The following is a 23,318-nucleotide window of genomic DNA, read 5'->3' as shown; positions in this document are numbered from 1 at the left end:
TCGTGCATTTTTTTCAGGCGTTAGAACCGCAGGAGCACTCAACGCAGGGCATCGTGATCTCCCTGCACCAGCGGCGGCGGCTGCAGGTGGCTGCGCGGGAAGACGACGCGCGCCAGCGTGCCCTGCCCGCCCGGGTTGGCATCCAGGGTCACGGTGGCGCGGTGCAGGTCGGCGATCTCGCGCACGATCGGCAGGCCGAGGCCGGAGCCATCGACACCGCTGCCGAGCACGCGGTAGAAGCGCTCGAACACGCGCTCGCGGTCGGCCTCGGGGATGCCCGGGCCGGTGTCCTCGACCTCGAGGATGGGCGAGCCGGCGAAGCGGGTGCGCGCGGTGACGCTGCCGCCGCGCGGGGTGTATTTGACCGCGTTGTCGACCAGGTTCTTGACCATCTCGCGCAGCAGCACCGGGTTGCCCTCGATCAGCAGCTCGTGCTCGCCGCCTTCCACACCGAGGTCGATCTGCTTGGCCTGCGCACGCGGGAACAACTCCAGCGCCACCTCGCGCACGACCGCATCCAGGCTCACGGTCTCGACCACGTAGAGCTTCTCGAAGCTCGCCTCGGCGCGGGCGAGCGAGAGCAGCTGGTTGATCAGGTGGGCGGCGCGGTCGGTGCTCTCGGCGATGCGGGTCAGCGACTCGCGCAGCTGCTCGGGGTCGGTCTCGTGCATCGCGAGGTCGGTCTGCATCTTCAGGCCGGTGAGCGGCGTGCGCATCTGGTGCGCGGCGTCGGCGATGAAGCGCTGCTGGGCCTGCAAGTTCTCCTCCAGGCGCTCCATCATGTCGTTGTAGGCGATGATCAGCGGACGCACCTCTTCCGGCACCGTCGATGGCTCGACCGGCGACAGGTCGGTGGGGCGGCGGCGGCGGATCAGGCTCTGCAGCCGGTTCAGCGGCGCGATGCCGCGGCTCAGGCCGACCCACACCAGCACCACCGCGATCGGGATGATCGCGAACTGCGGCAGCAGCACGCCGGTCACCACCCGCGAGGCGAGATCGGTGCGCTTGTTGCGTGTCTCGGCGACCTGGACGAGGACCATCGCGTCGGGTTGCTCGGGCAGCGGGCGCAGGTAGCGATAGGCGACGCGCACCTCCTCGCCCTGGATCAGCGCATCGCGCAGCAGCACCTCCTCGCCGATCAGCGAGGCCGGCACCGGCGCGGCGGGGATGTCCGCATCGCCGGTGATGATCGTGCCCTGGTCGTCGGCCACCTGGTAATACACCACGTCGTCCTGGTCGGCGCGGAACAGCGCGCGCGGCGGCGCGGGGAAATGCACCACGACCTGGCCGTCCTCCACCGACACCAGGCGCGCCAGCGCGCGCGCGCTGTCGGCCAGCGCCAGGTCGTAGGGCTGGTTGGCGATGTTGTCGGCGACGTTGTGGGTGACGATGATCGAGATCGGCCACAGGAACAGCAGCGGCGCGAGCATCCAGTCCAGGATCTCGCCGAACAGCGAGTTCGGCGGCCCGGACTTGCGCGGAGGATTGCTCCCCCTGTCGTGCTTAGACTTTCGCCGCCGGGGCAGCATCGGGGTTTTCCAGGCAGTACCCCAGGCCGCGTACGGTCACGATGCGCACCCCGCTGTCCTCGAGCTTCTTGCGCAGACGGTGCACGTACACCTCGATCGCATTGCTCGACACCTCCTCGCCCCAGCCGCACAGGTGGTCGACGAGCTGGTCCTTGCTGACCAGGCGCCCCACGCGCAGCAGGAAGATCTCGAGCAGGCCGATCTCGCGCGCCGACAGATCGATGAGCTGGCCGCCGATCTTCACCACGCGGTCGGCCTGGTCGTAGCTCAGCTGGCCGATCTCGATGCAGCGCGGCTGGCCGGTGCCGCGGCGGGTCAGCGCACGCACGCGCGCCTCCAGCTCGGGCAGCGCGAAAGGCTTGGTGAGGTAGTCGTCGGCGCCGGCATCGAGGCCGCGAACGCGGTCGTCGACGCCATCCTGCGCGGTCAGGATCAGCACCGGCTGCGCCGACTTGCGCGCGCGCAGGCGCTTGAGCACGTCGATGCCGTTCATGCGCGGCAGGCCCAAATCGAGGATGAGCAGGTCATAGACCTGGCTCGCCAGCGCCGCATCCGCTTCCATGCCATCAGCTACATGATCGACCGCGCAGCCGCCGCGCCGTAGCGCGCGACATATGCCGTCCGCGATCACCGGATCGTCTTCCGCCAACAGGATACGCATAGATTCCGGGCTGTAAGTTGGTTGTAAGCGGAGGTTTCGAGAATGGCTCCGCTGTTCTCCTTTTGCTCGGTCTTCGGGAACGTGGCGGTCTCTGCCGCGGCGTTCCGGGGAGTGCGTGCTCGATCAGGCGTGCGCGCTCCCCACCGACTTTTCTCCCTCGAAAACCGCTGGATTATCCCACGCTTCCGCGCCCTGCGTGCGGCGGCGGGACCGCGTTCGTCCCGCTGCGGGCGCGTCAACGAAGAACGGCCCCGCACTGCGGAGCCGTTCTTCGTGTTGCTTGCGGGCGGGACCCGCGCGGGGTCCCGGGCCGGGCGAATTACATGCCCATGCCCATGCCGCCCATGCCACCCATGCCGCCCATGTCGGGCATGCCACCCATCGGCTTGTCTTCGGCCAGCTCGCCGACCATGCAGTCGGTGGTCAGCATCAGACCGGCGACGGACGCGGCGTTCTGCAGCGCGGTGCGGGTGACCTTGGTCGGGTCCAGCACGCCCATCTCGACCATATCGCCATACTCGCCGGTGGCGGCGTTGAAGCCGAAGTTGCCCGAACCCTCGACGACCTTGTTGACCACCACCGAGGCTTCGTCACCGGCGTTGGCGACGATCTCGCGCAGCGGCTGCTCCATCGCGCGCAGCACGATCTTGATGCCCGCGTCCTGGTCGTGGTTGTCGCCCTTGAGGCCGCCCAGGTTGGCGCGGGCGCGCAGCAGCGCGACGCCGCCGCCGGGGACGATGCCCTCTTCCACCGCAGCGCGGGTGGCGTGCAGGGCGTCCTCGACGCGGGCCTTCTTCTCCTTCATCTCGACTTCGGTCGCGGCGCCGACCTTGATCACGGCCACACCGCCGGCCAGCTTGGCCACGCGCTCCTGCAGCTTCTCGCGGTCGTAGTCGGAGGTGGCTTCCTCGATCTGCACGCGGATCTGCTTGACGCGGGCTTCGATGCGCTCGGCCTGGCCCGCGCCGTCGATGATGATGGTGTTTTCCTTGCCGACTTCGATGCGGGCGGCCTGGCCGAGGTCGTCCAGGGTAGCCTTCTCGAGGGTCAGGCCGACTTCCTCGGCGATGACCTGGCCGCCGGTCAGGATGGCGATGTCTTCGAGCATGGCCTTGCGACGATCGCCGAAGCCCGGAGCCTTGACGGCGCAGGTCTTGAGGATGCCGCGGATGTTGTTCACCACCAGGGTGGCCAGCGCTTCGCCTTCGACGTCTTCGGCGATGATCAGCAGCGGACGGCCCGACTTGGCGACTTGCTCGAGCACCGGCAGCAGGTCACGGATGTTGGAGATCTTCTTGTCGAACAGCAGGACGAAGGGCTGCTCGAGGATGGCGACCTGCTTGTCCGGGTTGTTGATGAAGTAGGGCGACAGGTAGCCGCGGTCGAACTGCATGCCCTCGACGACGTCGAGTTCGTTCTGCAGCGACTTGCCGTCTTCGACGGTGATCACGCCTTCCTTGCCGACCTTGTCCATCGCACGGGCGATGATCTCGCCGATGTCGCTGTCCGAGTTGGCCGAGATCGAACCGACCTGGGCGATTTCCTTGTTGGTCGAGCACGGCTTCGACAGCTTCTTCAGCTCTTCGATGGTGGCGACGACGGCCTTGTCGATGCCGCGCTTGAGGTCCATCGGGTTCATGCCGGCGGCGACGAACTTCATGCCTTCGCGCACGATCGACTGGGCCAGCACGGTCGCGGTCGTGGTGCCGTCACCGGCGATGTCCGAGGTCTTGGAAGCGACTTCCTTGACCATCTGCGCGCCCATGTTCTCGAACTTGTCCTTCAGTTCGATTTCCTTGGCGACCGAGACGCCGTCCTTGGTCACGGTGGGGGCGCCGAACGAGCGCTCGAGCACCACGTTGCGGCCCTTCGGGCCCAGGGTCACCTTGACCGCGTTGGCCAGGATGTTGATGCCGGCGACCATGCGCTCGCGGGCGGAATCACCAAACTTGACTTCTTTAGCTGCCATTCTTCAGAACTCCTGAATTGTTTCGACTAGCGTTGTTCGGGATGACGGGAGGCTCAGGCCTCGACCACACCCATGATGTCTTCCTCGCGCATCACGAGGAGCTCGTCGCCTTCGACCTTCACGGTCTGGCCGGCATACTTGCCGAACAGGACCTTGTCGCCCACCTTGACGGCCATCGGACGGACCTTGCCGTCGTCCAGGATCTTGCCGTTGCCGACGGCCAGGACCTCGCCCTGATCGGGCTTCTCGCCGGCGCTGTCCGGGATCACGATGCCGCTGGCGGTCTTGCGCTCGGCTTCCAGACGCTTGACGATCACGCGATCGTGCAGGGGACGAATCTTCATCGAGTTCTCTCCTAACTGATTGGTTTCAACTGTTTGGGTTGATCGGTTCGCGGGAACGGACCCGCAGGACGAAATTTGCAGTGAGCCTCGCGAGCAGCCGACGGCTTCCGCGGGGCTTGTTAGCACTCATCGCCAACGAGTGCTAATAATAGGGACGGGGTTCGGGGATTTCAAGCGCGACCGGCGGAAAAAAGTTTTGGGCCGATCCAGGCAAGGGCGCACGCCCCCTTCCTCCCGGGTACGGACGAAAAAAAGCCCGGCGACCGCAAGGCCGCCGGGCGCACCGTCAGGGTGTCAGTCGGTGATGAGCTTGCCCTTGGTCATGAGGTCGGAAATGATCGCCAGGTCGGAGGTCAGCGCCCCACCGTTGGTCAGATCCACGTTCTCGAGCACCACGACCTGATCGACCGGCGTTCCGCTCCCGCCCGAATGCACCGAGATCGTCGTCGAGTTCGTCGCGCTGTCGTAGGAGAAGTCGAGGTAGTTGTCGAGACTCTCGTTGGTCGCCGACAGACCTTCCAGCAGATCGCCCAGATCGAGGCGGTCGCCACCGTCGCCGTAGGCAGCGGTGTCGAAGTCCTTGATCGTATCAGTGGGCACCGCTCCCGCACCCACGTCGGCGAGCGACCACTTGAAGGTGTCGGCGCCGACGCCGCCATCGAGGATGTCGTTACCCAGACCGCCAGTCAGTTCGTCGTCGCCGTCGCCGCCGATGAGATAGTCGTTGCCGCCCTCGCCTGCCAGCACATCCCCACCTGCCCCGCCATACAGAACATTGTCAGCCTCGTCGCCCGTGAGCGAGTCGTCATGCGAGGAGCCGATGATGTTCGGCGACGTTGCAGTGGCCTCTTCGTCGACGCCGGTCGTGCTCGACGAGTAATCGGCCGTCGGCAAGCCTTCCGGCATCAAGGTGACGTTGATCTGCGTCGAAGCGAAGTCACCGTCGTTGTCGACCACTTCGATCGGCAGCCCGAAGCTGACGGGCGTCCCTTCGTTGATGGTCGTGGCACCGAAGTCGCCGACGCTGAAAGGCTGACCGCCATCGTGGTAGTACTCGAGGCTCGAGTACCCGGTCGCGGTGTAGGTGGCGATCTGCGTCCCGTCTTTGCTACCCCCCGCGACGCCATCGATCGTCACTTCGTACTTCGTTGCGTCCGTCGGATCGACGTCGATGAACTGCACGGTGAATGTCTTGCCGCCGATCGTGTAGGACGTTGCCGCCGTGCCGATGGAAGCGACGGATACGAGCAGGCTCTGCCCGTTGTAAGTGACGCCGACGGCCGTGATCGAATCCTGCACACCATCCCCGACGACGTTGTCGCCATCGTTGTCGTCATAAGCGCGAATCCGCACCTTGCTCGTCGGGTTCGATCCGGAGATGCCCAAGAAAAGGGCGGAGGCGCCGTTCGTGGTGTAGTGCCCCTCGAAGTCATGGGTCGGATCCCCGGCCACGTAAGGCTTTCCGGAGACCGGGTCACCCGTCAGATCGGTCACGAAATCGATTCGGATCGCTTCGCCCGTTCCGACGGAGCCGCCCGCTCCAACGCCGCCACTCGTGGCGTTGGTATTCACCGTGCTGCCACTCGCATAAACCTCGCCGGTCTTGATCATCGGGGTAATCAGCAGGTCATTGCTGTCATCGTTGGCAAGCGTGTTGAACCCAGCCCACGCGGCATTTCCACCCGTGAAGTTGTACAAACCCGGCTGGTTGAAGTCGATCGTCGTGACACCGCCATCCACCGTCCCGATCATGTTCACCTGATACTGCGCGTTGCCCGGATCGAGCGTTACCGTGAATACGGTACCGGCACTCGTGGACGCCGTCAGAACAAGGCCGTCGGGAGAGAGCGAATAGCTGATCGGCTGCAGCCCGGACGTCAGTGCAGGATAGCTGGAGAGGTCGGAACTGAAGCGCACCGTACCGCCATCGGCACCATAGTTGTCAGTCACGCTGTCGTCACGGTCGAGACCAAACCATTGGCTCTGGCCGACCGCGTCGGACAGTACCGCAGCGTCCGGGGAGATCACGCGCGGACCGTCGTCATAGAAGCTGATCGCGCCGCCGACGCCGATGCTGTCGGTCGCGGTGTCGCCATCGGCATCGGTCACGGTGACCGATGCGTTGATCAGGCCGTTCAGCGTGAGCGCATCGTTGTGATCCGCCGCCGTGCCGCCGTCCGTGGTGTGCTCGAGCGCGACGCTCTGCGTCACCGTCAGCTTGCCGTCGGCCCCGATCGACACGGTGAAGGCCGTCAGACCCGCGCCGTACTGGCCGGTGATCGTGGTCGCGCTGGTCTGCACCAGCGTGATCGCCTGGTCGCCTACCGCGGTCTTGAGCAGCGTCGCGCCGTCGCCCACGATCGACAGGCCGTAGGTCGTGGCGCCACTCGCCGCCGCCCCGTCCGCACCGAAGTCGGACGTGAAGGACAGCACCGGATCGGCGCTCGTCGCCGTGATCGGGAAGCTGCCCGGCGTGCCGCCGGTGAAGGCGTTCGTCTCGTCCAGGCGGACCGAACTGGCCACCGCGGTCACATCGACCGCCGGACCGTCGTCATAGAAGCTGATCGCGCCGCCGACGCCGATGCTGTCGGTCGCGGTGTCGCCATCGGCATCGGTCACGGTGACCGACGCGTTGATCAGGCCGTTCAGCGTGAGCGCATCGTTGTGATCCGCCGCCGTGCCGCCGTCCGTGGTGTGCTCGAGCGCGACGCTCTGCGTCACCGTCAGCTTGCCGTCGGCCCCGATCGACACGGTGAAGGCCGTCAGACCCGCGCCGTACTGGCCGGTGATCGTGGTCGCGCTGGTCTGCACCAGCGTGATCGCCTGGTCGCCCACCGCGGTCTTGAGCAGCGTCGCGCCGTCGCCCACGATCGACAGGCCGTAGGTCGTGGCGTTGCTCGCCGCCGCCCCGTCCGCACCGAAGTCGGACGTGAAGGACAGCACCGGATCGGCGCTCGTCGCCGTGATCGGGAAGCTGCCCGGCGTGCCGCCGGTGAAGGCGTTCGTCTCGTCCAGGCTGACCGAACTGGCCACCGCGGTCACATCGACCGCCGGACCGTCGTCATAGAAGCTGATCGCGCCGCCGACGCCGATGCTGTCGGTCGCGGTGTCGCCATCGGCATCGGTCACGGTGACCGACGCGTTGATCAGGCCGTTCAGCGTGAGCGCATCGTTGTGATCCGTCGCCGTGCCGCCGTCCGTGGTGTGCTCGAGCGCGACGCTCTGCGTCACCGTCAGCTTGCCGTCGGCCCCGATCGACACGGTGAAGGCCGTCAGACCCGCGCCGTACTGGCCGGTGATCGTGGTCGCGCTGGTCTGCACCAGCGTGATCGCCTGGTCGCCCACCGCGGTCTTGAGCAGCGTCGCGCCGTCGCCCACGATCGACAGGCCGTAGGTCGTGGCGCCACTCGCCGCCGCCCCGTCCGCACCGAAGTCGGACGTGAAGGACAGCACCGGATCGGCGCTCGTCGCCGTGATCGGGAAGCTGCCCGGCGTACCGCCGGTGAAGGCGTTCGTCTCGTCCAGGCGGACCGAACTGGCCACCGCGGTCACATCGACCGCCGGACCGTCGTCATAGAAGCTGATCGCGCCGCCGACGCCGATGCTGTCGGTCGCGGTGTCGCCATCGGCATCGGTCACGGTGACCGATGCGTTGATCAGGCCGTTCAGCGTGAGCGCATCGTTGTGATCCGCCGCCGTGCCGCCGTCCGTGGTGTGCTCGAGCGCGACGCTCTGCGTCACCGTCAGCTTGCCGTCGGCCCCGATCGACACGGTGAAGGCCGTCAGACCCGCGCCGTACTGGCCGGTGATCGTGGTCGCGCTGGTCTGCACCAGCGTGATCGCCTGGTCGCCTACCGCGGTCTTGAGCAGCGTCGCGCCGTCGCCCACGATCGACAGGCCGTAGGTCGTGGCGTTGCTCGCCGCCGCCCCGTCCGCACCGAAGTCGGACGTGAAGGACAGCACCGGATCGGCGCTCGTCGCCGTGATCGGGAAGCTGCCCGGCGTACCGCCGGTGAAGGCGTTCGTCTCGTCCAGGCGGACCGAACTGGCCACCGCGGTCACATCGACCGCCGGACCGTCGTCATAGAAGCTGATCGCGCCGCCGACGCCGATGCTGTCGGTCGCGGTGTCGCCATCGGCATCGGTCACGGTGACCGACGCGTTGATCAGGCCGTTCAGCGTGAGCGCATCGTTGTGATCCGCCGCCGTGCCGCCGTCCGTGGTGTGCTCGAGCGCGACGCTCTGCGTCACCGTCAGCTTGCCGTCGGCCCCGATCGACACGGTGAAGGCCGTCAGACCCGCGCCGTACTGGCCGGTGATCGTGGTCGCGCTGGTCTGCACCAGCGTGATCGCCTGGTCGCCCACCGCGGTCTTGAGCAGCGTCGCGCCGTCGCCCACGATCGACAGGCCGTAGGTCGTGGCGTTGCTCGCCGCCGCCCCGTCCGCACCGAAGTCGGACGTGAAGGACAGCACCGGATCGGCGCTCGTCGCCGTGATCGGGAAGCTGCCCGGCGTGCCGCCGGTGAAGGCGTTCGTCTCGTCCAGGCTGACCGAACTGGCCACCGCGGTCACATCGACCGCCGGACCGTCGTCATAGAAGCTGATCGCGCCGCCGACGCCGATGCTGTCGGTCGCGGTGTCGCCATCGGCATCGGTCACGGTGACCGACGCGTTGATCAGGCCGTTCAGCGTGAGCGCATCGTTGTGATCCGTCGCCGTGCCGCCGTCCGTGGTGTGCTCGAGCGCGACGCTCTGCGTCACCGTCAGCTTGCCGTCGGCCCCGATCGACACGGTGAAGGCCGTCAGACCCGCGCCGTACTGGCCGGTGATCGTGGTCGCGCTGGTCTGCACCAGCGTGATCGCCTGGTCGCCTACCGCGGTCTTGAGCAGCGTCGCGCCGTCGCCCACGATCGACAGGCCGTAGGTCGTGGCGCCACTCGCCGCCGCCCCGTCCGCACCGAAGTCGGACGTGAAGGACAGCACCGGATCGGCGCTCGTCGCCGTGATCGGGAAGCTGCCCGGCGTACCGCCGGTGAAGGCGTTCGTCTCGTCCAGGCGGACCGAACTGGCCACCGCGGTCACATCGACCGCCGGACCGTCGTCATAGAAGCTGATCGCGCCGCCGACGCCGATGCTGTCGGTCGCGGTGTCGCCATCGGCATCGGTCACGGTGACCGATGCGTTGATCAGGCCGTTCAGCGTGAGCGCATCGTTGTGATCCGCCGCCGTGCCGCCGTCCGTGGTGTGCTCGAGCGCGACGCTCTGCGTCACCGTCAGCTTGCCGTCGGCCCCGATCGACACGGTGAAGGCCGTCAGACCCGCGCCGTACTGGCCGGTGATCGTGGTCGCGCTGGTCTGCACCAGCGTGATCGCCTGGTCGCCTACCGCGGTCTTGAGCAGCGTCGCGCCGTCGCCCACGATCGACAGGCCGTAGGTCGTGGCGTTGCTCGCCGCCGCCCCGTCCGCACCGAAGTCGGACGTGAAGGACAGCACCGGATCGGCGCTCGTCGCCGTGATCGGGAAGCTGCCCGGCGTACCGCCGGTGAAGGCGTTCGTCTCGTCCAGGCTGACCGAACTGGCCACCGCGGTCACATCGACCGCCGGACCGTCGTCATAGAAGCTGATCGCGCCGCCGACGCCGATGCTGTCGGTCGCGGTGTCGCCATCGGCATCGGTCACGGTGACCGACGCGTTGATCAGGCCGTTCAGCGTGAGCGCATCGTTGTGATCCGCCGCCGTGCCGCCGTCCGTGGTGTGCTCGAGCGCGACGCTCTGCGTCACCGTCAGCTTGCCGTCGGCCCCGATCGACACGGTGAAGGCCGTCAGACCCGCGCCGTACTGGCCGGTGATCGTGGTCGCGCTGGTCTGCACCAGCGTGATCGCCTGGTCGCCCACCGCGGTCTTGAGCAGCGTCGCGCCGTCGCCCACGATCGACAGGCCGTAGGTCGTGGCGTTGCTCGCCGCCGCCCCGTCCGCACCGAAGTCGGACGTGAAGGACAGCACCGGATCGGCGCTCGTCGCCGTGATCGGGAAGCTGCCCGGCGTACCGCCGGTGAAGGCGTTCGTCTCGTCCAGGCTGACCGAACTCCCAAGCTCCTGGATCTCGACAACGGGGCGATCGTCGGTGATGGTCACTGTCAGCAGGGAGCTTGCGACGTTCGGATCCACCGGATCGCCATCCGTCACCACTACGCCGAACTGCTCGACCAGCTCGGTATCGTTGGTCGGCTGCGTATGCGTCTCGGCCGCATTCAGCTCGTAGCTGTAAGTGATGGTGCCGGTAGCCGGGTCGAACGCTGTGACAGCCAGGGTGTTGCCGAGCGGAGTTGTCGCCGAGGTCGGCGTGAAGACGCCGTCGACGATCACCTGCATGTCACCGATCGTCAGGTTCTGGATCGTCAGCGACCCGACGCCATCGGGCGCGGTGATGACGAAGCTGCCCTGTGCCGTGACCGGTGTGAGGGTGCCACCTGCACCGACGAGATCCGCCTCGTTCAAGGCGAGCGAATCGCCCTCGACCTCGACGACCCGGTCTATGCGGGTCACCGCATCGTCGGAGGTATCGAGCGCCTCATACGTGCCACCGGTGGCGTCGGTGATGGTCACCGTCACGCTGTCCCCCGAGATCGCCTCGAGGTCAGCTTTGGTCATCGGGACAGTGGTCGAGCCAGAAAGGCTGCCAACCGGGATCACGATCTCGGCACCGTTCGACAAACTGATGGTCAACGGAGTACCGAGCGGAGCGTCGGCCACAGAGGCGGTGTAAGTGATCGTTCCACCCAGTTCGGGCACCTCGCTCGATGCGTCGAGCATGACGATAGTCGTGTCTTCCGTGTCGTCGATGGTGACCGTGGCCGTGTCGCTGGTGTCGAGCGCCTCGTAGTTGCCGCCCGCCGTGCCGGCGATGCTGACCGTGTAGCTTTCGGGGTCGACATAGGGATCGTCGCCCTGCACCGCGAACGGCGTCGAGGCCGCCGAACTCTCGCCCACCGGAATCGTCACCGTGGCCCCGTTCGACAGCGTGATCACCAGCGCGCTGCCGGTCACCGGGTTGCTCACCGTCGCCGTGATCGTGGCCGTGCCACTGCCCTCGGCGACCGCGACGTCGCCCAGCGTCACCGTGATCGTGTTCGTCGTGTCGTCGATCGTGACCGTGGCCGTGTCGCTGGTGTCGAGCGCCTCGTAGTTGCCGCCCGCCGCGCCGGTGATGCTGACCGCGTAGCTCTCGGCATCCAGGTACGGATCGTCGCCCTGCACCGCGAACGGCGTCGAGACCGCCGAACTCTGGCCCACCGGGATCGTCACCATGGCCCCGTTCGACAGCGTGATCACCAGCGCGCTGCCGGTCACCGGGTTGCTCACCGTCGCCGTGATCGTGGCCGTGCCGCTGCCCTCGGCGACCGCGACGTCGCCCAGCGTCACCGTGGTCGTGTTCGTCGTGTCGTCGATCGTGACCGTGGCCGTGTCGCTGGTGTCGAGCGCCTCGTAGTTGCCGCCCGCCGCGCCGGTGATGCTGACCGCGTAGCTCTCGGCATCCAGGTACGGATCGTCGCCCTGCACCGCGAACGGCGTCGAGACCGCCGAACTCTGGCCCACCGGGATCGTCACCGTGGCCCCGTTCGACAGCGTGATCACCAGCGCGTTGCCGGTCACCGGGTTGCTCACCGTCGCCGTGATCGTCGCCGTGCCGCTGCCCTCGGCGACCGTGACGTCGCCCAGCGTGACCGTGGTCGTATCGATCGTATCGACCAGCGTCACACTCCCGACCACAGGCGGATCGAGCGCCTCGAAGTCCGACCCGCCCGTCAGCACGACGTTGGTCGCGACCGGCAGCATCGCATCCGCTTCTTTGTACACATCCTCGAACAGCGCTTCCGGAATCAGCACGTCGAGGAAGGCGCTCGTGCCTTCGGTGATGGTGATCGTCTGCGGGTTGCCCGCCAGGTCGATGAAGCTGACCCTGACCGGGTCGTCGCCCGGGCGCACCGGCGCGTCGAGCGTGACGACGTAGGTGAGCGTGGTGCCGTCCTCGGTGAGCGACGGGGCCGCTTCGAGCGTGACCGTGAGCGAGGTGTTGGTGCTGTCGATGGTGTCGCGCACCTCGACCGTGGCCGGGCCGGTCGGGGTCACGGTGCCGAAGTCGCTGCCGCCGGTGTCGACGACCTCGATGGTGATGGTCTCGGGATCGATGTAGGGGTCTTCGCCCTGGATCGGGAAGGGCGTCGAGGTGCCGGTGGTCGAGCCGACCGGGATGACGATGACCGCGCCGTTGCTGAGCTCGATGACGAGGTCGCTGCCAGTGACGGGGCTGCTGACGGTCGCGGTGATGGTCGCGGTGCCGGAGCCTTCGAACACGATGAGGTCGCTGAGCGTGACCGTCGCGTTGACCGGCTCCTCCTCTTCGGCGGGCAGCCCGCGCTCTTCCGGCTCGAGACGCTCGGTGCTCAACAGGCGGTAATCGAACTCGAGCGGCGTGACCCCTTCGGTGATCCGCAGCAGGCGCACGAAGTTGTTGCCTTCGCCGCCGCCACCGCCGCTGAGACCGGCCGCGGGCTCTTCGAGATCCTCGATGTCGGCGCCACGCTCGAGGGCCTGGATCACCTGATCGACGGTCCCCTGGATGATCTCGGCATCCTCACGCGCCGGGCGGGTGGTCTCGGAGACATCGGCAGTGAGCGTCACGGTCTGGTCGGCAGCCACCGTCATCGGAGCGCCGTCGGACATGGCCAGCTCGACGCTGCCGCCGGACATGGTGATGACCACTTCGCCTTCCTTCAGCGTGTCACCCGCCTTAAGCGCACGCAGGTTACCCTCCGCGTCGCGTGCGAACGCCCTGCCCGTGACCGCCACGACTACCGCAATCGCTTGTGCCATTTTTCCTGCTCCTCTGATCGTCTGACGAAGCCGCCGGGGCAGCCACGCGGGATTCCTCCTGCATTCCACGACAGCATAGGACCGTGCGCGGCCGGAAGACATTGGCCGGAGGTACAAGCCGAGCGCCTCGTTGTGAAACACGTCACGGCGACGGACGATCTCCTGCATCACCCCTGCCGCGACGCGCGGGAGGGCACAATCCTCATCGGCGTCAGCCAGCCGCCGCGCATGAACCACGGCCCAGCATCGCGCCCGCCCCTCACGTCTCGACCTCGACCCCATGCCCGCCTCCATTCGCATTCCCTTCGTCCAGTTGCTCATCTCCGCGCTCATGCTGCTCGGCGCCGTCCCGGCCACGGCGAGCGAAGCCTGGCAGGGCGCGGCCTTCGAAGGCGACCGCGCCAGCCTCGCCCGCCTGGCGGAGGCCGGCGCCAAGGTCGTGCGCGTCTATCGCGCCAGCGACGCCTGGGTGCTGGACGAGGCGCAGCGGCTGGGCATGAAGGTGGTGATGGGCCTGTGGCTGGAGCATCCGCGCCACGGCTTCGACTACACCGAAGCCGCTGCGGTGGGCGCGCAGGAGAAGGCGCTGCTCGGGGTCGTGGCGCGCTACCGCGAGCACCCCGCCCTGCTCGCCTGGGGCGTGGGCAACGAGATCGAGACCGGCGTCGCCGACCCGCTGCCGCTGTGGCGCGAGGTCGATCGCCTGGCCGGCCTCATCAAGCGGCTCGACCCCGCGCATCCGACCATGATGGTGGTGGCCGACACCGGGATGGACGCCTTCCGCGCGCTCGCCGGCTGCTGCCGGAACGTCGACCTGCTCGGCATCAACGTCTATGCCGGCGCGGTGTTCGACCTGCCGCAGCGCCTGCGCGAAGCGGGCATTACCAAGCCGGTGGTGGTCGCCGAGCTCGGTCCGCTCGGGCAGTGGCAGGCCGGACGCAAGCCCTGGGGGGCGCCCGTCGAACTCACCAGCACCGAGAAGGCACGCTTCTTCACCGAGGCGCTCGCCTTCCTGAAGACGCAGCCGCAGATCCGCGGCGCCTTCCCCTTCCTGTGGGGCGCCAAGCAGGAACAGACCGCGACCTGGCACGGCCTGCTGCTCGCCGACGGCAGCGCCACCGCGATGAGCGACGCACTCGCCGCCGCCTGGGGACGGCCGGTCGTGGCGCCGGCGCCGGTGATCCGCGGTATCGGCATCGGCGCCGACGAATTCGCCCCCGGCGCCGAGATCTCCGCCGGCGTCGATGCGGCGGCGCACGACGGCGGCCCGCTCGTCACCGACTGGGCGGTGTTCGCCGAGGCCACCGACCTGCGCAAGGGCGGCGATGCGGAAAACGCGCCGGCGCGCATCGACGTGCGCACGCTGCATGCCGACGCGGCCACGGTGCGCTTCGTCGCCCCCGCGCAGCCCGGCGCCTACCGGCTCTTCATCACCGTGCGCGACCGCATGGGCAAGGCGGCGACCGCCAACCTGCCGTTCCGCGTGCGCTGATCCACGCGCCTCGATGCGCGGACGGGGTTTATGATGGGGCCAAACAACTCGAACCGCGCGAGGCCCGCTCATGCCGATTCCCGCACCGCTTCCGCCGGAGCGCCTGCACACCGCCTGCGCGCCCGAGACGCTCGGCTTCCAGAGTTCCGCCGAACTGCCCGAGCTCGACGCCGCCGACATCCACGCCCGCGCGGTCGATGCGATCCGCCTCGGGCTCGACATCGCCGGCGAGGGCTACAACCTGTTCGTGCTCGGCGACGCCGGCAGCGGCCGCCACGAGATCGTCACCCGCCTGCTGGAGGAAGAGCGCCACGAGGGCCCGCCGCCAGCCGACTGGTGCTACGTCTGGAACTTCGACAACCCTTCCCACCCGCGCCTGCTGCGCCTGCCCTGCGGCCGCGGCCCCGCCTTTCGCGACGACATGCAGCGCTTCGTCGAGGAGCTGATGCCGGCGATCGCCGCGGTGTTCGAGAGCGACGAGTACCGCAACCGCATCGAGGCCCTGCAGGAAGAAGCCAAGCAGCGCGAGGAGACCGCCCTGCGCAAGCTCGGCGACGAGGCGCAAGGCCTCGGCGTCGCGCTGCTGCGCACCCCGCACGGCTTCGCCTTCCTGCCCATGAAGGACGCCGACAGCACGCTGTCGCAGGAGGAGTTCGAGAAGCTGCCCGAGGAACGCCAGCACGAGCTCGGCGAGCACATCAAGACGCTGCACGAGCGCATGCACCGGCTGATGAACGAGTTCCCGCGCTGGCGGCGCGAGTTGCAGAACCGCATCCGCGACGCCGGCCGCGACGCGCTCGGCGCCACCGTCACCCACATGATCGAGGACCTCCAGCCGCGTTACACCGACCTCCGCGATGTGTGCGCCCACCTCGACGACGTGCTCAAGGACATTGTCGCCAGCGGCGAGTCGCTGCACGCCGCGCCGCACAGCGACGACGACAGCGACACCCTGACCTACTCCGGCAGCATCTCGGTGCAGCGCTACCTGGTGAACCTGCTGGTCGCCAACCCCGCCGACGGCACCCGGCCGGTGGTCTACGAGGACCATCCCACGCTGCAGAACCTGGTCGGCCGCATCGACCATCTGGTGCACATGGGCACCCTGGTCAGCAACTTCACGCTGATCCGCGCCGGCGCCCTGCACCGCGCCAACGGCGGCTTCCTGGTGCTCGACGCGATCAAGCTGCTGTCGCAGCCCTTCGCCTGGGAGGGGCTCAAGCGCGCGCTCAAGTCCGGGCGGCTGCGCATCGAGTCGCTGTCCGAGCTGATCGGCGTCACCGGCTCGGTGCAGCTCGAACCGGAGCCGATGGCGCTCGAGCTCAAGCTGATCCTGATCGGCGAGCGCCTGATCTACTACCTGCTCGGCCAGTACGACCCCGAGTTCGCCGCGCTCTTCCGCATCAACGCCGACATGGAAAGCGAGGTCGCGCGCACGCCGGACAACACCGCCGCCTACGCGCGCCTGATCGTCACCCTCGCCCGCCGCGCCGCCCTGCCGCCGCTTTCCGCTGCGGCCATGGCGCGCCTGATCGAGCACGCGGCGCGGCTGGCCGGCGACGCCGAGCGTCTCAGCACCCAGACCCAGCCGATCGACGACCGCCTGCGCGAAGCGGCGCATTTCGCCACCGCCGCCGGCGCCACGCGCATCGAACGCGAACACGTCGACGCCGCGCTCGACGCCCACCGCCACCGCCACGAGCGCATCCGCCTGCACTACCAGCAGGAGATCCTGCGCGGCCAGTGGCTGGTGGACACCGCCGGCAGCCACGTCGGCCAGGTCAATGGCCTGGCGGTGGTGCCGCTCGGCGACGACAGCTTCGCCCACCCGGTGCGCATCACCGCCACCGTACGCGTCGGCGAGGGCGAGGTCATCGACATCGAGCGCGAGGTCAAGCTCGGCGGACCGATCCACTCCAAGGGCGTGCTGATCCTGTCCGCCTTCATGGCCGCGCGCTTCGGGTGGACGATGCCGCTGTCGCTGAAGGCCAGCCTGGTGTTCGAGCAGTCCTACGGCGGCGTGGAGGGCGACAGCGCCTCGCTCGCCGAGCTGACCGCGCTGCTCTCGGCGCTGTCCGGCGTGCCGATCCGCCAGGCGCTGGCGGTCACCGGCTCGGTCAACCAGTTCGGCGTGGTGCAGCCGGTGGGCGGCATCAACGACAAGATCGAGGGCTTCTTCGACATCTGCGCCGCGCGTGGGCTCAGCGGCGAACAGGGCGTGCTGATCCCGCGCCCCAACCTCTGCCACCTGATGCTGCGCCAGGACGTGGTCGATGCGGCACGCGCCGGCCGATTCGACATCTGGGCGGTGGCCGACGTGGACGAAGCGCTCGAGCTGCTGACCGGCCTGCCCGCCGGCACACCGGACGCCGACGGGACGATGCCGGAGGACTCGGTGAACGGACGCGCGATCGCCGGTCTGAAGAAGCTCGCGCAACTGCGCCACGCCTTCGGCGACGATCACGACGGCAGCAGCGAGGGCGCCGGAGACGGGATCTCTTCAGCAAAGGAAGACTGACCGCGGACGCCCCCGCTCCCACACCTGCCGGGCGGCGCGCGCCGACACCATCACAGGGCAACATTCCCTGACAAGTCGCATTCGACAGGCGTGCGGACCGGCGCTTAAGATCGCAGCCATCCAACAAGAACGGAGTACCGACTCATGAAAACCCGACTCCTCGCCTCTGCCCTCCTCGTCCTTTCCCTCGCCGGTACCGCACACGCGGGCGGCTCGACCGCGCTCGGCGGCGGCCTCGGTGGCGCGGCCGGCGCCGCAATCGGTGAAGCCGTCGGCGGCCGCGAAGGCGCGATCATCGGCGGCGCCCTCGGTGGCGGCGTCGGTGCCGCAGCCGGCTACGACAACGAACGCGACGGCCGCCGCGCCCGCGACGGCGTGCGTTACGAAGAGCGCGGCTACTACTACGAGGACGGCCGCCGCTACCGCGGCAGCGACTTCTGCCCGCCGGGCCAGGCCAAGAAAGGCCGCTGCTGAGCATGACCGGTGCGCGGCACCGCGCCGCGCACCTTGCGCCTCCCGGGCCTCACGACAAGCGCCGCACCGTCGCCGCGCTGCCCCCTGGCCCCGCCTCCCACAGCCGCCTTCACCCCTTGATGCAGACCAGCGGGCGCAAGCGCGCCACCTTGCGCGCGAGTCCGGCGCGGTCTGCCGCCTCCACCACCTCGCCCACGTCCTTGTAGGCCAGCGGTGCTTCCTCGGCCACACCGCGAAAGCTCGGGCTGCGGATCAGGATGCCCCTGGCGGCGAGTTCATCGACCACGTTGCGCCCGTGCCAGCGCCGCAGCGCCTCGTTACGGCTCATCGCCCGCCCGGCGCCGTGACAGGCGGAGCCGAAGGCGCGTTCCTCCGTACCCGCGGAACCGGCCAGCACCCATGACGAAGTGCCCATGCTGCCGCCGATCAGTACCGGCTGGCCGATCGGGCGATATTCCGCCGGCAGCTCCCGATGACCGGGCCCGAAGGCGCGCGTCGCGCCCTTGCGATGCACGAACAGGCGGCGCTGGCGACCGTCGGCGGCGATATGCGTCTCTTCCTTGCAGGTGTTGTGCGACACGTCGTACAGCAGCGGCAGGCGCACGCCCGGCAGCAGGCTCGCGAACGCCTCGCGCGCGAGGTGGGTGAGGATCTGCCTGTTGGCGAGCGCGCAGTTGATGCCGGCACGCATCGCGCCCAGATAGCGTTGGCCGAGCGCCGACTTCAGCGGCGCGCAGGCGAGCTCGCGGTCGGGCAGCACGATGCCCGCCTGCCCGGCGGCGATCACCATCTCGCGCAGGAAATCGGTGCCGATCTGGTGCCCGAGCCCGCGCGAGCCGCAGTGGATGCTGACCACGACATCGCCCTGGGCGAGCCCGTAGGCCTGCGCCGCGGCGGCATCGAACACCGCCTCCACCACCTGCACCTCGAGGTAGTGGTTGCCACCGCCGAGCGTACCCATCTCGTCGCGCTGGCGCTGCCTGGCCATGTCCGACACCGCAGCCGGGTCGGCCCCGGCGACGCAGCCGTGCTCCTCGATGTGGGCCAGGTCACCCTCGCTGCCGTAGCCCTCCTTGACCGCCCAGCGCGCGCCGCCGCGCAGCATCGCGTCCATCTGTGCCGCCGAAAGGCGCAAGGCGCCGGTGCTGCCCACCCCGGCCGGAATGCGCGCGAACAGCAGGTCGGCGAGCCGCTTCTTCACCGCCGCCAGGTCGGCCTCGCGCAGCCCGGTGTGCAGCGTGCGCACCCCGCAGGAGATGTCGAAGCCCACGCCGCCGGCCGACACCACCCCGCCCTCGTCGGCGTCGAAGGCCGCGACGCCGCCGATCGGGAAACCGTAGCCCCAGTGCGCATCCGGCATCGCGTACGACGCATCGACGATGCCCGGCAGGCTGGCGACGTTGGCGACCTGCTCGGCCACCTTGTCGTCCATCGCCTGCACCAGCTCCTTCGACGCGAAGATCACCCCCGGCACCCGCATGCGCCCGCTGGCGGGCAGTTCCCACTCGCAGGGGCCGCGCCGCTTCAGTCTGCTCGTATCCATCCCAGCCTCCCTCTGCGCCGAGCGCAGCCTCAGACATCGACCACGCACTGCGCCAGCCATCGGCCATCGGCCTGCTGCGCCACCTTCAGCTCGCAGAAGGACGCACCCTTGACCTCCGCTGCCGGCTGGTGGCGCGCCACCTCCACCGGCTCGCCCCACGCCGTCGCCCGCAGGCGCGGCCCGCCGTCCGCGGGCGCGATCGCGAGCTCGAAGCGCGCGAACAGCATGCGCCGCGTCGCCATCTCGAACACCAGCGCATTGAGCCAGTCGAGCAGCAGCAGCTCCAGGTCGGGCGCGGTGCATTCGATCGCCACCGGCTCGCGCGCGGCCACCGTCGCCGGGTCGCAGATCGCCGCGATCATCGCCAGGGCCGCGCCGGCGAAGGCCTCGTCGACCGTCGCCCCGGTGCCGCGCACGCCGACGTCGGCCTCGTGCTCGAAGGTCTGCCAGCCGATCATGTCCCACCGGCCGCCGGGCGCCCGGCGAAGCGGCGCAGGCAGTCGACCACCTCCTCGTCCTCGACCTGGTCGAAGTGCTGGTAGAACTGGCCGACGGCGCGAAAGCCCCAGGGCTTGTCCAGGCACACGATCTCGTCGGCGTACGGCTCGACGCGGGCGAGGCTGTCGGGCGCGGCGACCGGCAGCGCGCAGATCAGGCGCTGCGGCGACTGCGCCCGCACCGCATGCAGCGCGGCGACCATGGTCGCGCCGGTGGCCAGGCCGTCATCGACGACGATCACCACCCGCCCGCGCGCATCGACCGCCGGCCGTTCGGGCGAATACAGCGCGCGGCGCGCGCGCAGCTGCTGCACGCGGCGCGCCTTCTCCGCCTCCAGCCAGGCCTCGTCGACCGCGCCGATCGCGTACTCCGGATTCCAGCGCGAGCTCAGCTTGTGCACCAGCACCACGTCGAGCTCGCCGCCCAGCGCCTCGGCCAGCGCCGCGCCCATCGGCACCGCGCCGCGCGGAATCGCCAGCACCAGCGGGTTCCTGCCGCGCCAGGCGTCGAGCGCCTTTGCCAGTTGCGCGGCGGCATCCAGTCGATCACGGAACATCGTCTGCCTCCATTTGCGGGAACCACCGTCCTCAACCCGCCCGCAGCGGCCGCAGCAGCTCGATGCGGAAGTCCGGCTCGTAAGGCGGCACGTTGCACTCGATGACGTCGCCGGCGGCGACCTCCAGGCGGCGGCCGACCACGTCGGCATGGACCGGCAGCACGCACACGCCGCGGTCGACCAGCACCGCCACCCGGATCTCCGCCGGCCGGCGGCGCGCCAGGTATTCGAGCACGCGCAGCAGCGAATGCCCAGTGTACAGGACGTCGTCGACCACCAGCAGGCTGCGGCCCTCGAGGTCGAGCGCGGCGTGGGCGGCGTCCTCGGTGAGCCGGGTCTCGGGATGCAGCAGGGTGAGGTCGTCGGCGTAGCGCTTGACCTGGAGGTCGAGGCGAAGCGGCGGCACCAGCCCGTGCCGGCGCACCAGGCGTTCGCACAAGCGGTCGGCGAGCGGCGCCCCGCGGCGCAGGATGCCGATCACCGCGACGCGCTCGCGGCCGGCGAGCAGCGCCGCCGCCCGGCGGGCCATGTCGTCCATCACGCCGTCGAGGGCGTCGCCCTCGTACAGGCAGGTTCGCATGCCGGGCGGTCGATCCATGTTCGCCTCGCCTGCCCCGCAGCGCGGGGCCGTCGTCACCGGGAAGCGCCGATCGGACTACACTGCAAACAGCATGGCGATCGGCGCAGTGAAAACTTACTCCTGTCGCCCGGCGCCGGCCAGCCCTCGATGAACAGCCCTCGATGAACGGGCTCGCCGGCGAGACGGCCTGCGCCGTTTGCGCACGCAAGTTCATCGATGCGGCGGGCGCCGGCATCCGCCGCATCGGCACGACCTCCCGGGAGAACATGCGATGTCAGCCCCCGCCCGCTCGGCAACGACGCCAAGCCCCAGCACTCGACCCCCCGTCCGCCTGCAGCCGGGGGACGTCCTGATGGTCGTCGACGTGCAGCGCGACTTCCTGCCCGGCGGTGCGCTCGGCGTGCGGGACGGCGATGCGGTGGTCCCGGTGCTGAACCGCTATCTCGCGCGCTTTGCCGCGCAGGGCCTGCCGGTCGTGTTCACCCGCGACTGGCATCCAGCCGACCACTGCTCCTTCCACGCCCGGGGCGGCCCCTGGCCGCAGCACTGCGTCGCCGGCACTCCCGGCGCCGAGTTCGCGCCCGGGCTCGCGCTGCCCGCCGCCCCCGAGATCGTGTCGAAGGCCACCAGCGCGGAGGCCGAGGCCTATTCCAGCTTCGACCACACCGGCCTCGCCGACCGCCTGCACGCCCGCGGCGCGCGCCGGGTGTTCATCGGCGGCCTCACCACCGACTACTGCGTGCTGACGACGACGCGCGACGGGCTGGCGGCGGGCTTCGGCATGTTCGTGCTCGGCGATGCGATCCGCGCGGTCGATGTGCAGCCCGGCGACGGCGAGCGCGCGATCGCCGCCATGCTGGCGGGCGGCGCCCGAGTGATCGCGTTCGACGACCTGGAGGACGCGCCCGCATGAACCCGGACGACAGCGCGCTGCTGACCGACCTCTACGAGCTGACCATGCTGCAGGCCTACCACGACGAGGGCCTGCACGACACCGCGGTGTTCGAGCTCTTCGTGCGCCGGCTACCCGAACAGCGCCGCTTCCTGCTCTGCGCCGGCCTCGAGCAGGCGCTCGACTACCTGGAGAACCTGCACTTCACGGCGGCCGAACTCGACTGGCTGAGCGCGAGCGGGCGTTTCAAGCCCGGCTTCATCGACTGGCTGGCCGGTTTCCGCTTCACCGGCACCGTGCATGCGATGCCAGAAGGCACGGTCTTCTTCGCCAACGAGCCGGTGCTGCGCGTGGAGGCGCCGATCGGCGAGGCGCAGTTCGTCGAGAGCCGGCTGCTGAACCTGATCAACCTGTCGTCGATGATCGCCTCCAAGGCCGCGCGCTGCGTGCTCGCCGCTCCGGAGCGCATGCTGGTCGATTTCGGCCTGCGCCGGGCGCACGGCGCCGAAGCCGGGCTGCTCGCCGCGCGCGCCAGCCACCTGGCCGGATTCGCCGGCACCGCCACCGTGCTCGCCGGCCAGCGCTTCGGCATCCCGGTGTTCGGCACCATGGCGCATTCCTACATCGAGGCCCACGCGCGCGAAGCCGACGCCTTCCTGCGCTTCGCCGCCTCGCAACCCGACAAGGTGACCCTGCTGATCGACACCTACGACACCGAGGCCGCCGCGCGGAGGGTGGTCGCGCTCGCGCCCGAGCTGCAGCAGCGCGGCGTGAAGCTGGCCTCGGTGCGCATCGACAGCGGCGATCTCGCCGCCCATGCGCGCGCGGTCCGCGCCATCCTCGACGCCGGCGGACTGGAAGGCGTGCGCATCTTCGCCAGCGGCGACCTCGACGAATACCGCATCGCCGCGCTGCTCGGGGAAGACGCGCCGATCGACGGTTTCGGCATCGGCACCCATCTGACCACGTCGGCCGACGCACCGACCCTGGACGCGGTGTACAAGCTGCAGCGCTACGCCGGCATCCCGCGCCGCAAGCGCTCCGAGGGCAAGGCCACCTGGCCGGACGCCAAGCAGGTGTGGCGCGAGCACGACGACGACGGCTGCCTGCTGCGCGACCACGTCACGCTCGCCGGCGAGGCCCCGCCCGCACCCGGCGCGCAAGCCCTGCTGCAGATGGTGATGCGCGCGGGTCGCCGGCTGGAGCCGTCGCCGCCGCTCGCGACCCTGCGCGCCGGCGCCGCGGACAGCCTCGCCCGCCTGCCGCCCGCGCTGCGCGGGCTCGATCCGGCCGGCGCCGGCGAGGCCCATCCGGTGATGATCTCCGCCGGCCTGCGCGCGCTCGCCGAGCGCCTGGACCGCGAGCCGCATTGACGCGGCGGGGGGCCA

At 69.3% G+C, this 23,318-nt stretch carries 14 protein-coding genes; 5 read left to right on the top strand and 9 right to left on the bottom strand.

The annotated features are described in order from the left end of the window. Positions 1-38: 38 nt before the first annotated feature. The 5 genes from CKCBHOJB_RS05195 to CKCBHOJB_RS05175 all read right to left on the bottom strand — a co-directional run bounded on the left by CKCBHOJB_RS05195 (position 39) and on the right by CKCBHOJB_RS05175 (position 13,377). Positions 39-1,529, bottom strand: coding sequence for a sensor histidine kinase (locus CKCBHOJB_RS05195; protein WP_281050953.1), 1,491 nt, complete (start codon positions 1,527-1,529; stop codon positions 39-41). Next, positions 1,504-2,190, bottom strand: a complete 687-nt coding sequence (locus CKCBHOJB_RS05190) for a response regulator transcription factor (RefSeq protein ID WP_281050952.1) — start codon at positions 2,188-2,190, stop codon at positions 1,504-1,506. The genes CKCBHOJB_RS05195 and CKCBHOJB_RS05190 overlap by 26 nt, the downstream gene beginning before the upstream one ends. A gap of 319 nt (positions 2,191-2,509) precedes the next feature. Next, the gene (gene groL / locus CKCBHOJB_RS05185; protein WP_281050951.1) at positions 2,510-4,159 is read right to left on the bottom strand and encodes a chaperonin GroEL; all 1,650 of its coding nucleotides are present in this window, start codon (positions 4,157-4,159) and stop codon (positions 2,510-2,512) included. A 53-nt stretch (positions 4,160-4,212) separates the two neighbouring features. Continuing rightward, on the bottom strand, positions 4,213-4,503 hold the full coding sequence (gene groES / locus CKCBHOJB_RS05180) for a co-chaperone GroES (protein ID WP_004311482.1): 291 nt from the start codon (positions 4,501-4,503) through the stop codon (positions 4,213-4,215). A gap of 294 nt (positions 4,504-4,797) precedes the next feature. Then, positions 4,798-13,377 carry a retention module-containing protein gene (locus CKCBHOJB_RS05175; RefSeq protein WP_281050949.1) on the bottom strand — a complete coding sequence of 2,860 codons (8,580 nt, stop codon included), beginning with the start codon at positions 13,375-13,377 and terminating at the stop codon, positions 4,798-4,800. Between the two features lie 331 nt (positions 13,378-13,708). Between CKCBHOJB_RS05175 and CKCBHOJB_RS05170 the strand changes: the two genes are divergently transcribed. The 3 genes from CKCBHOJB_RS05170 (at position 13,709) to CKCBHOJB_RS05160 (ending at position 17,861) form a co-directional block, all read left to right on the top strand. Further along, a complete protein-coding gene (locus CKCBHOJB_RS05170; protein ID WP_281051621.1) occupies positions 13,709-14,869 on the top strand; it encodes a hypothetical protein in 1,161 nt (386 codons plus the stop codon). 70 nt (positions 14,870-14,939) lie between these two features. Continuing rightward, the gene (locus CKCBHOJB_RS05165; RefSeq protein ID WP_281050948.1) at positions 14,940-17,387 is read left to right on the top strand and encodes an ATP-binding protein; all 2,448 of its coding nucleotides are present in this window, start codon (positions 14,940-14,942) and stop codon (positions 17,385-17,387) included. 144 nt (positions 17,388-17,531) lie between these two features. Beyond that, on the top strand, positions 17,532-17,861 hold the full coding sequence (locus CKCBHOJB_RS05160; RefSeq protein ID WP_281050947.1) for a glycine zipper domain-containing protein: 330 nt from the start codon (positions 17,532-17,534) through the stop codon (positions 17,859-17,861). Between the two features lie 109 nt (positions 17,862-17,970). Here the strand turns inward: CKCBHOJB_RS05160 and CKCBHOJB_RS05155 are convergent, their stop codons facing one another. From CKCBHOJB_RS05155 to CKCBHOJB_RS05140, 4 genes are read right to left on the bottom strand one after another with little or no spacing between them, the layout of a single operon-like run. Further along, positions 17,971-19,404, bottom strand: a complete 1,434-nt coding sequence (locus CKCBHOJB_RS05155; protein ID WP_281050946.1) for an RtcB family protein — start codon at positions 19,402-19,404, stop codon at positions 17,971-17,973. A 29-nt stretch (positions 19,405-19,433) separates the two neighbouring features. Further along, positions 19,434-19,862: an archease gene (locus CKCBHOJB_RS05150; RefSeq protein ID WP_281050945.1), complete on the bottom strand. Its 429-nt coding sequence runs from the start codon at positions 19,860-19,862 to the stop codon at positions 19,434-19,436. Next, positions 19,859-20,458 (bottom strand): phosphoribosyltransferase family protein, encoded by a 600-nt coding sequence (locus CKCBHOJB_RS05145; protein WP_281050944.1) that lies wholly within the window; start codon positions 20,456-20,458, stop codon positions 19,859-19,861. The genes CKCBHOJB_RS05150 and CKCBHOJB_RS05145 overlap by 4 nt, the downstream gene beginning before the upstream one ends. A 31-nt stretch (positions 20,459-20,489) precedes the next feature. Then, positions 20,490-21,056 (bottom strand): phosphoribosyltransferase family protein, encoded by a 567-nt coding sequence (locus CKCBHOJB_RS05140; RefSeq protein ID WP_281050943.1) that lies wholly within the window; start codon positions 21,054-21,056, stop codon positions 20,490-20,492. Positions 21,057-21,390: 334 nt separating this feature from the next. On the opposite strand from CKCBHOJB_RS05140, the gene CKCBHOJB_RS05135 reads away from it, so the two are divergent. Together CKCBHOJB_RS05135 and CKCBHOJB_RS05130 are read left to right on the top strand one after the other, a co-directional pair. After that, positions 21,391-21,951, top strand: a complete 561-nt coding sequence (locus CKCBHOJB_RS05135) for an isochorismatase family protein (RefSeq protein ID WP_281050942.1) — start codon at positions 21,391-21,393, stop codon at positions 21,949-21,951. Next, on the top strand, positions 21,948-23,303 hold the full coding sequence (locus CKCBHOJB_RS05130; protein ID WP_281050941.1) for a nicotinate phosphoribosyltransferase: 1,356 nt from the start codon (positions 21,948-21,950) through the stop codon (positions 23,301-23,303). The genes CKCBHOJB_RS05135 and CKCBHOJB_RS05130 overlap by 4 nt, the downstream gene beginning before the upstream one ends. Positions 23,304-23,318: the final 15 nt, after the last annotated feature.

It is taken from the genome of Thauera sp. GDN1 (assembly GCF_029223545.1).
Classification (GTDB): domain Bacteria; phylum Pseudomonadota; class Gammaproteobacteria; order Burkholderiales; family Rhodocyclaceae; genus Thauera.
Note: the sequence above shows the minus strand (reverse complement) of the source record. Positions and strands in the feature narration are given on the sequence as shown.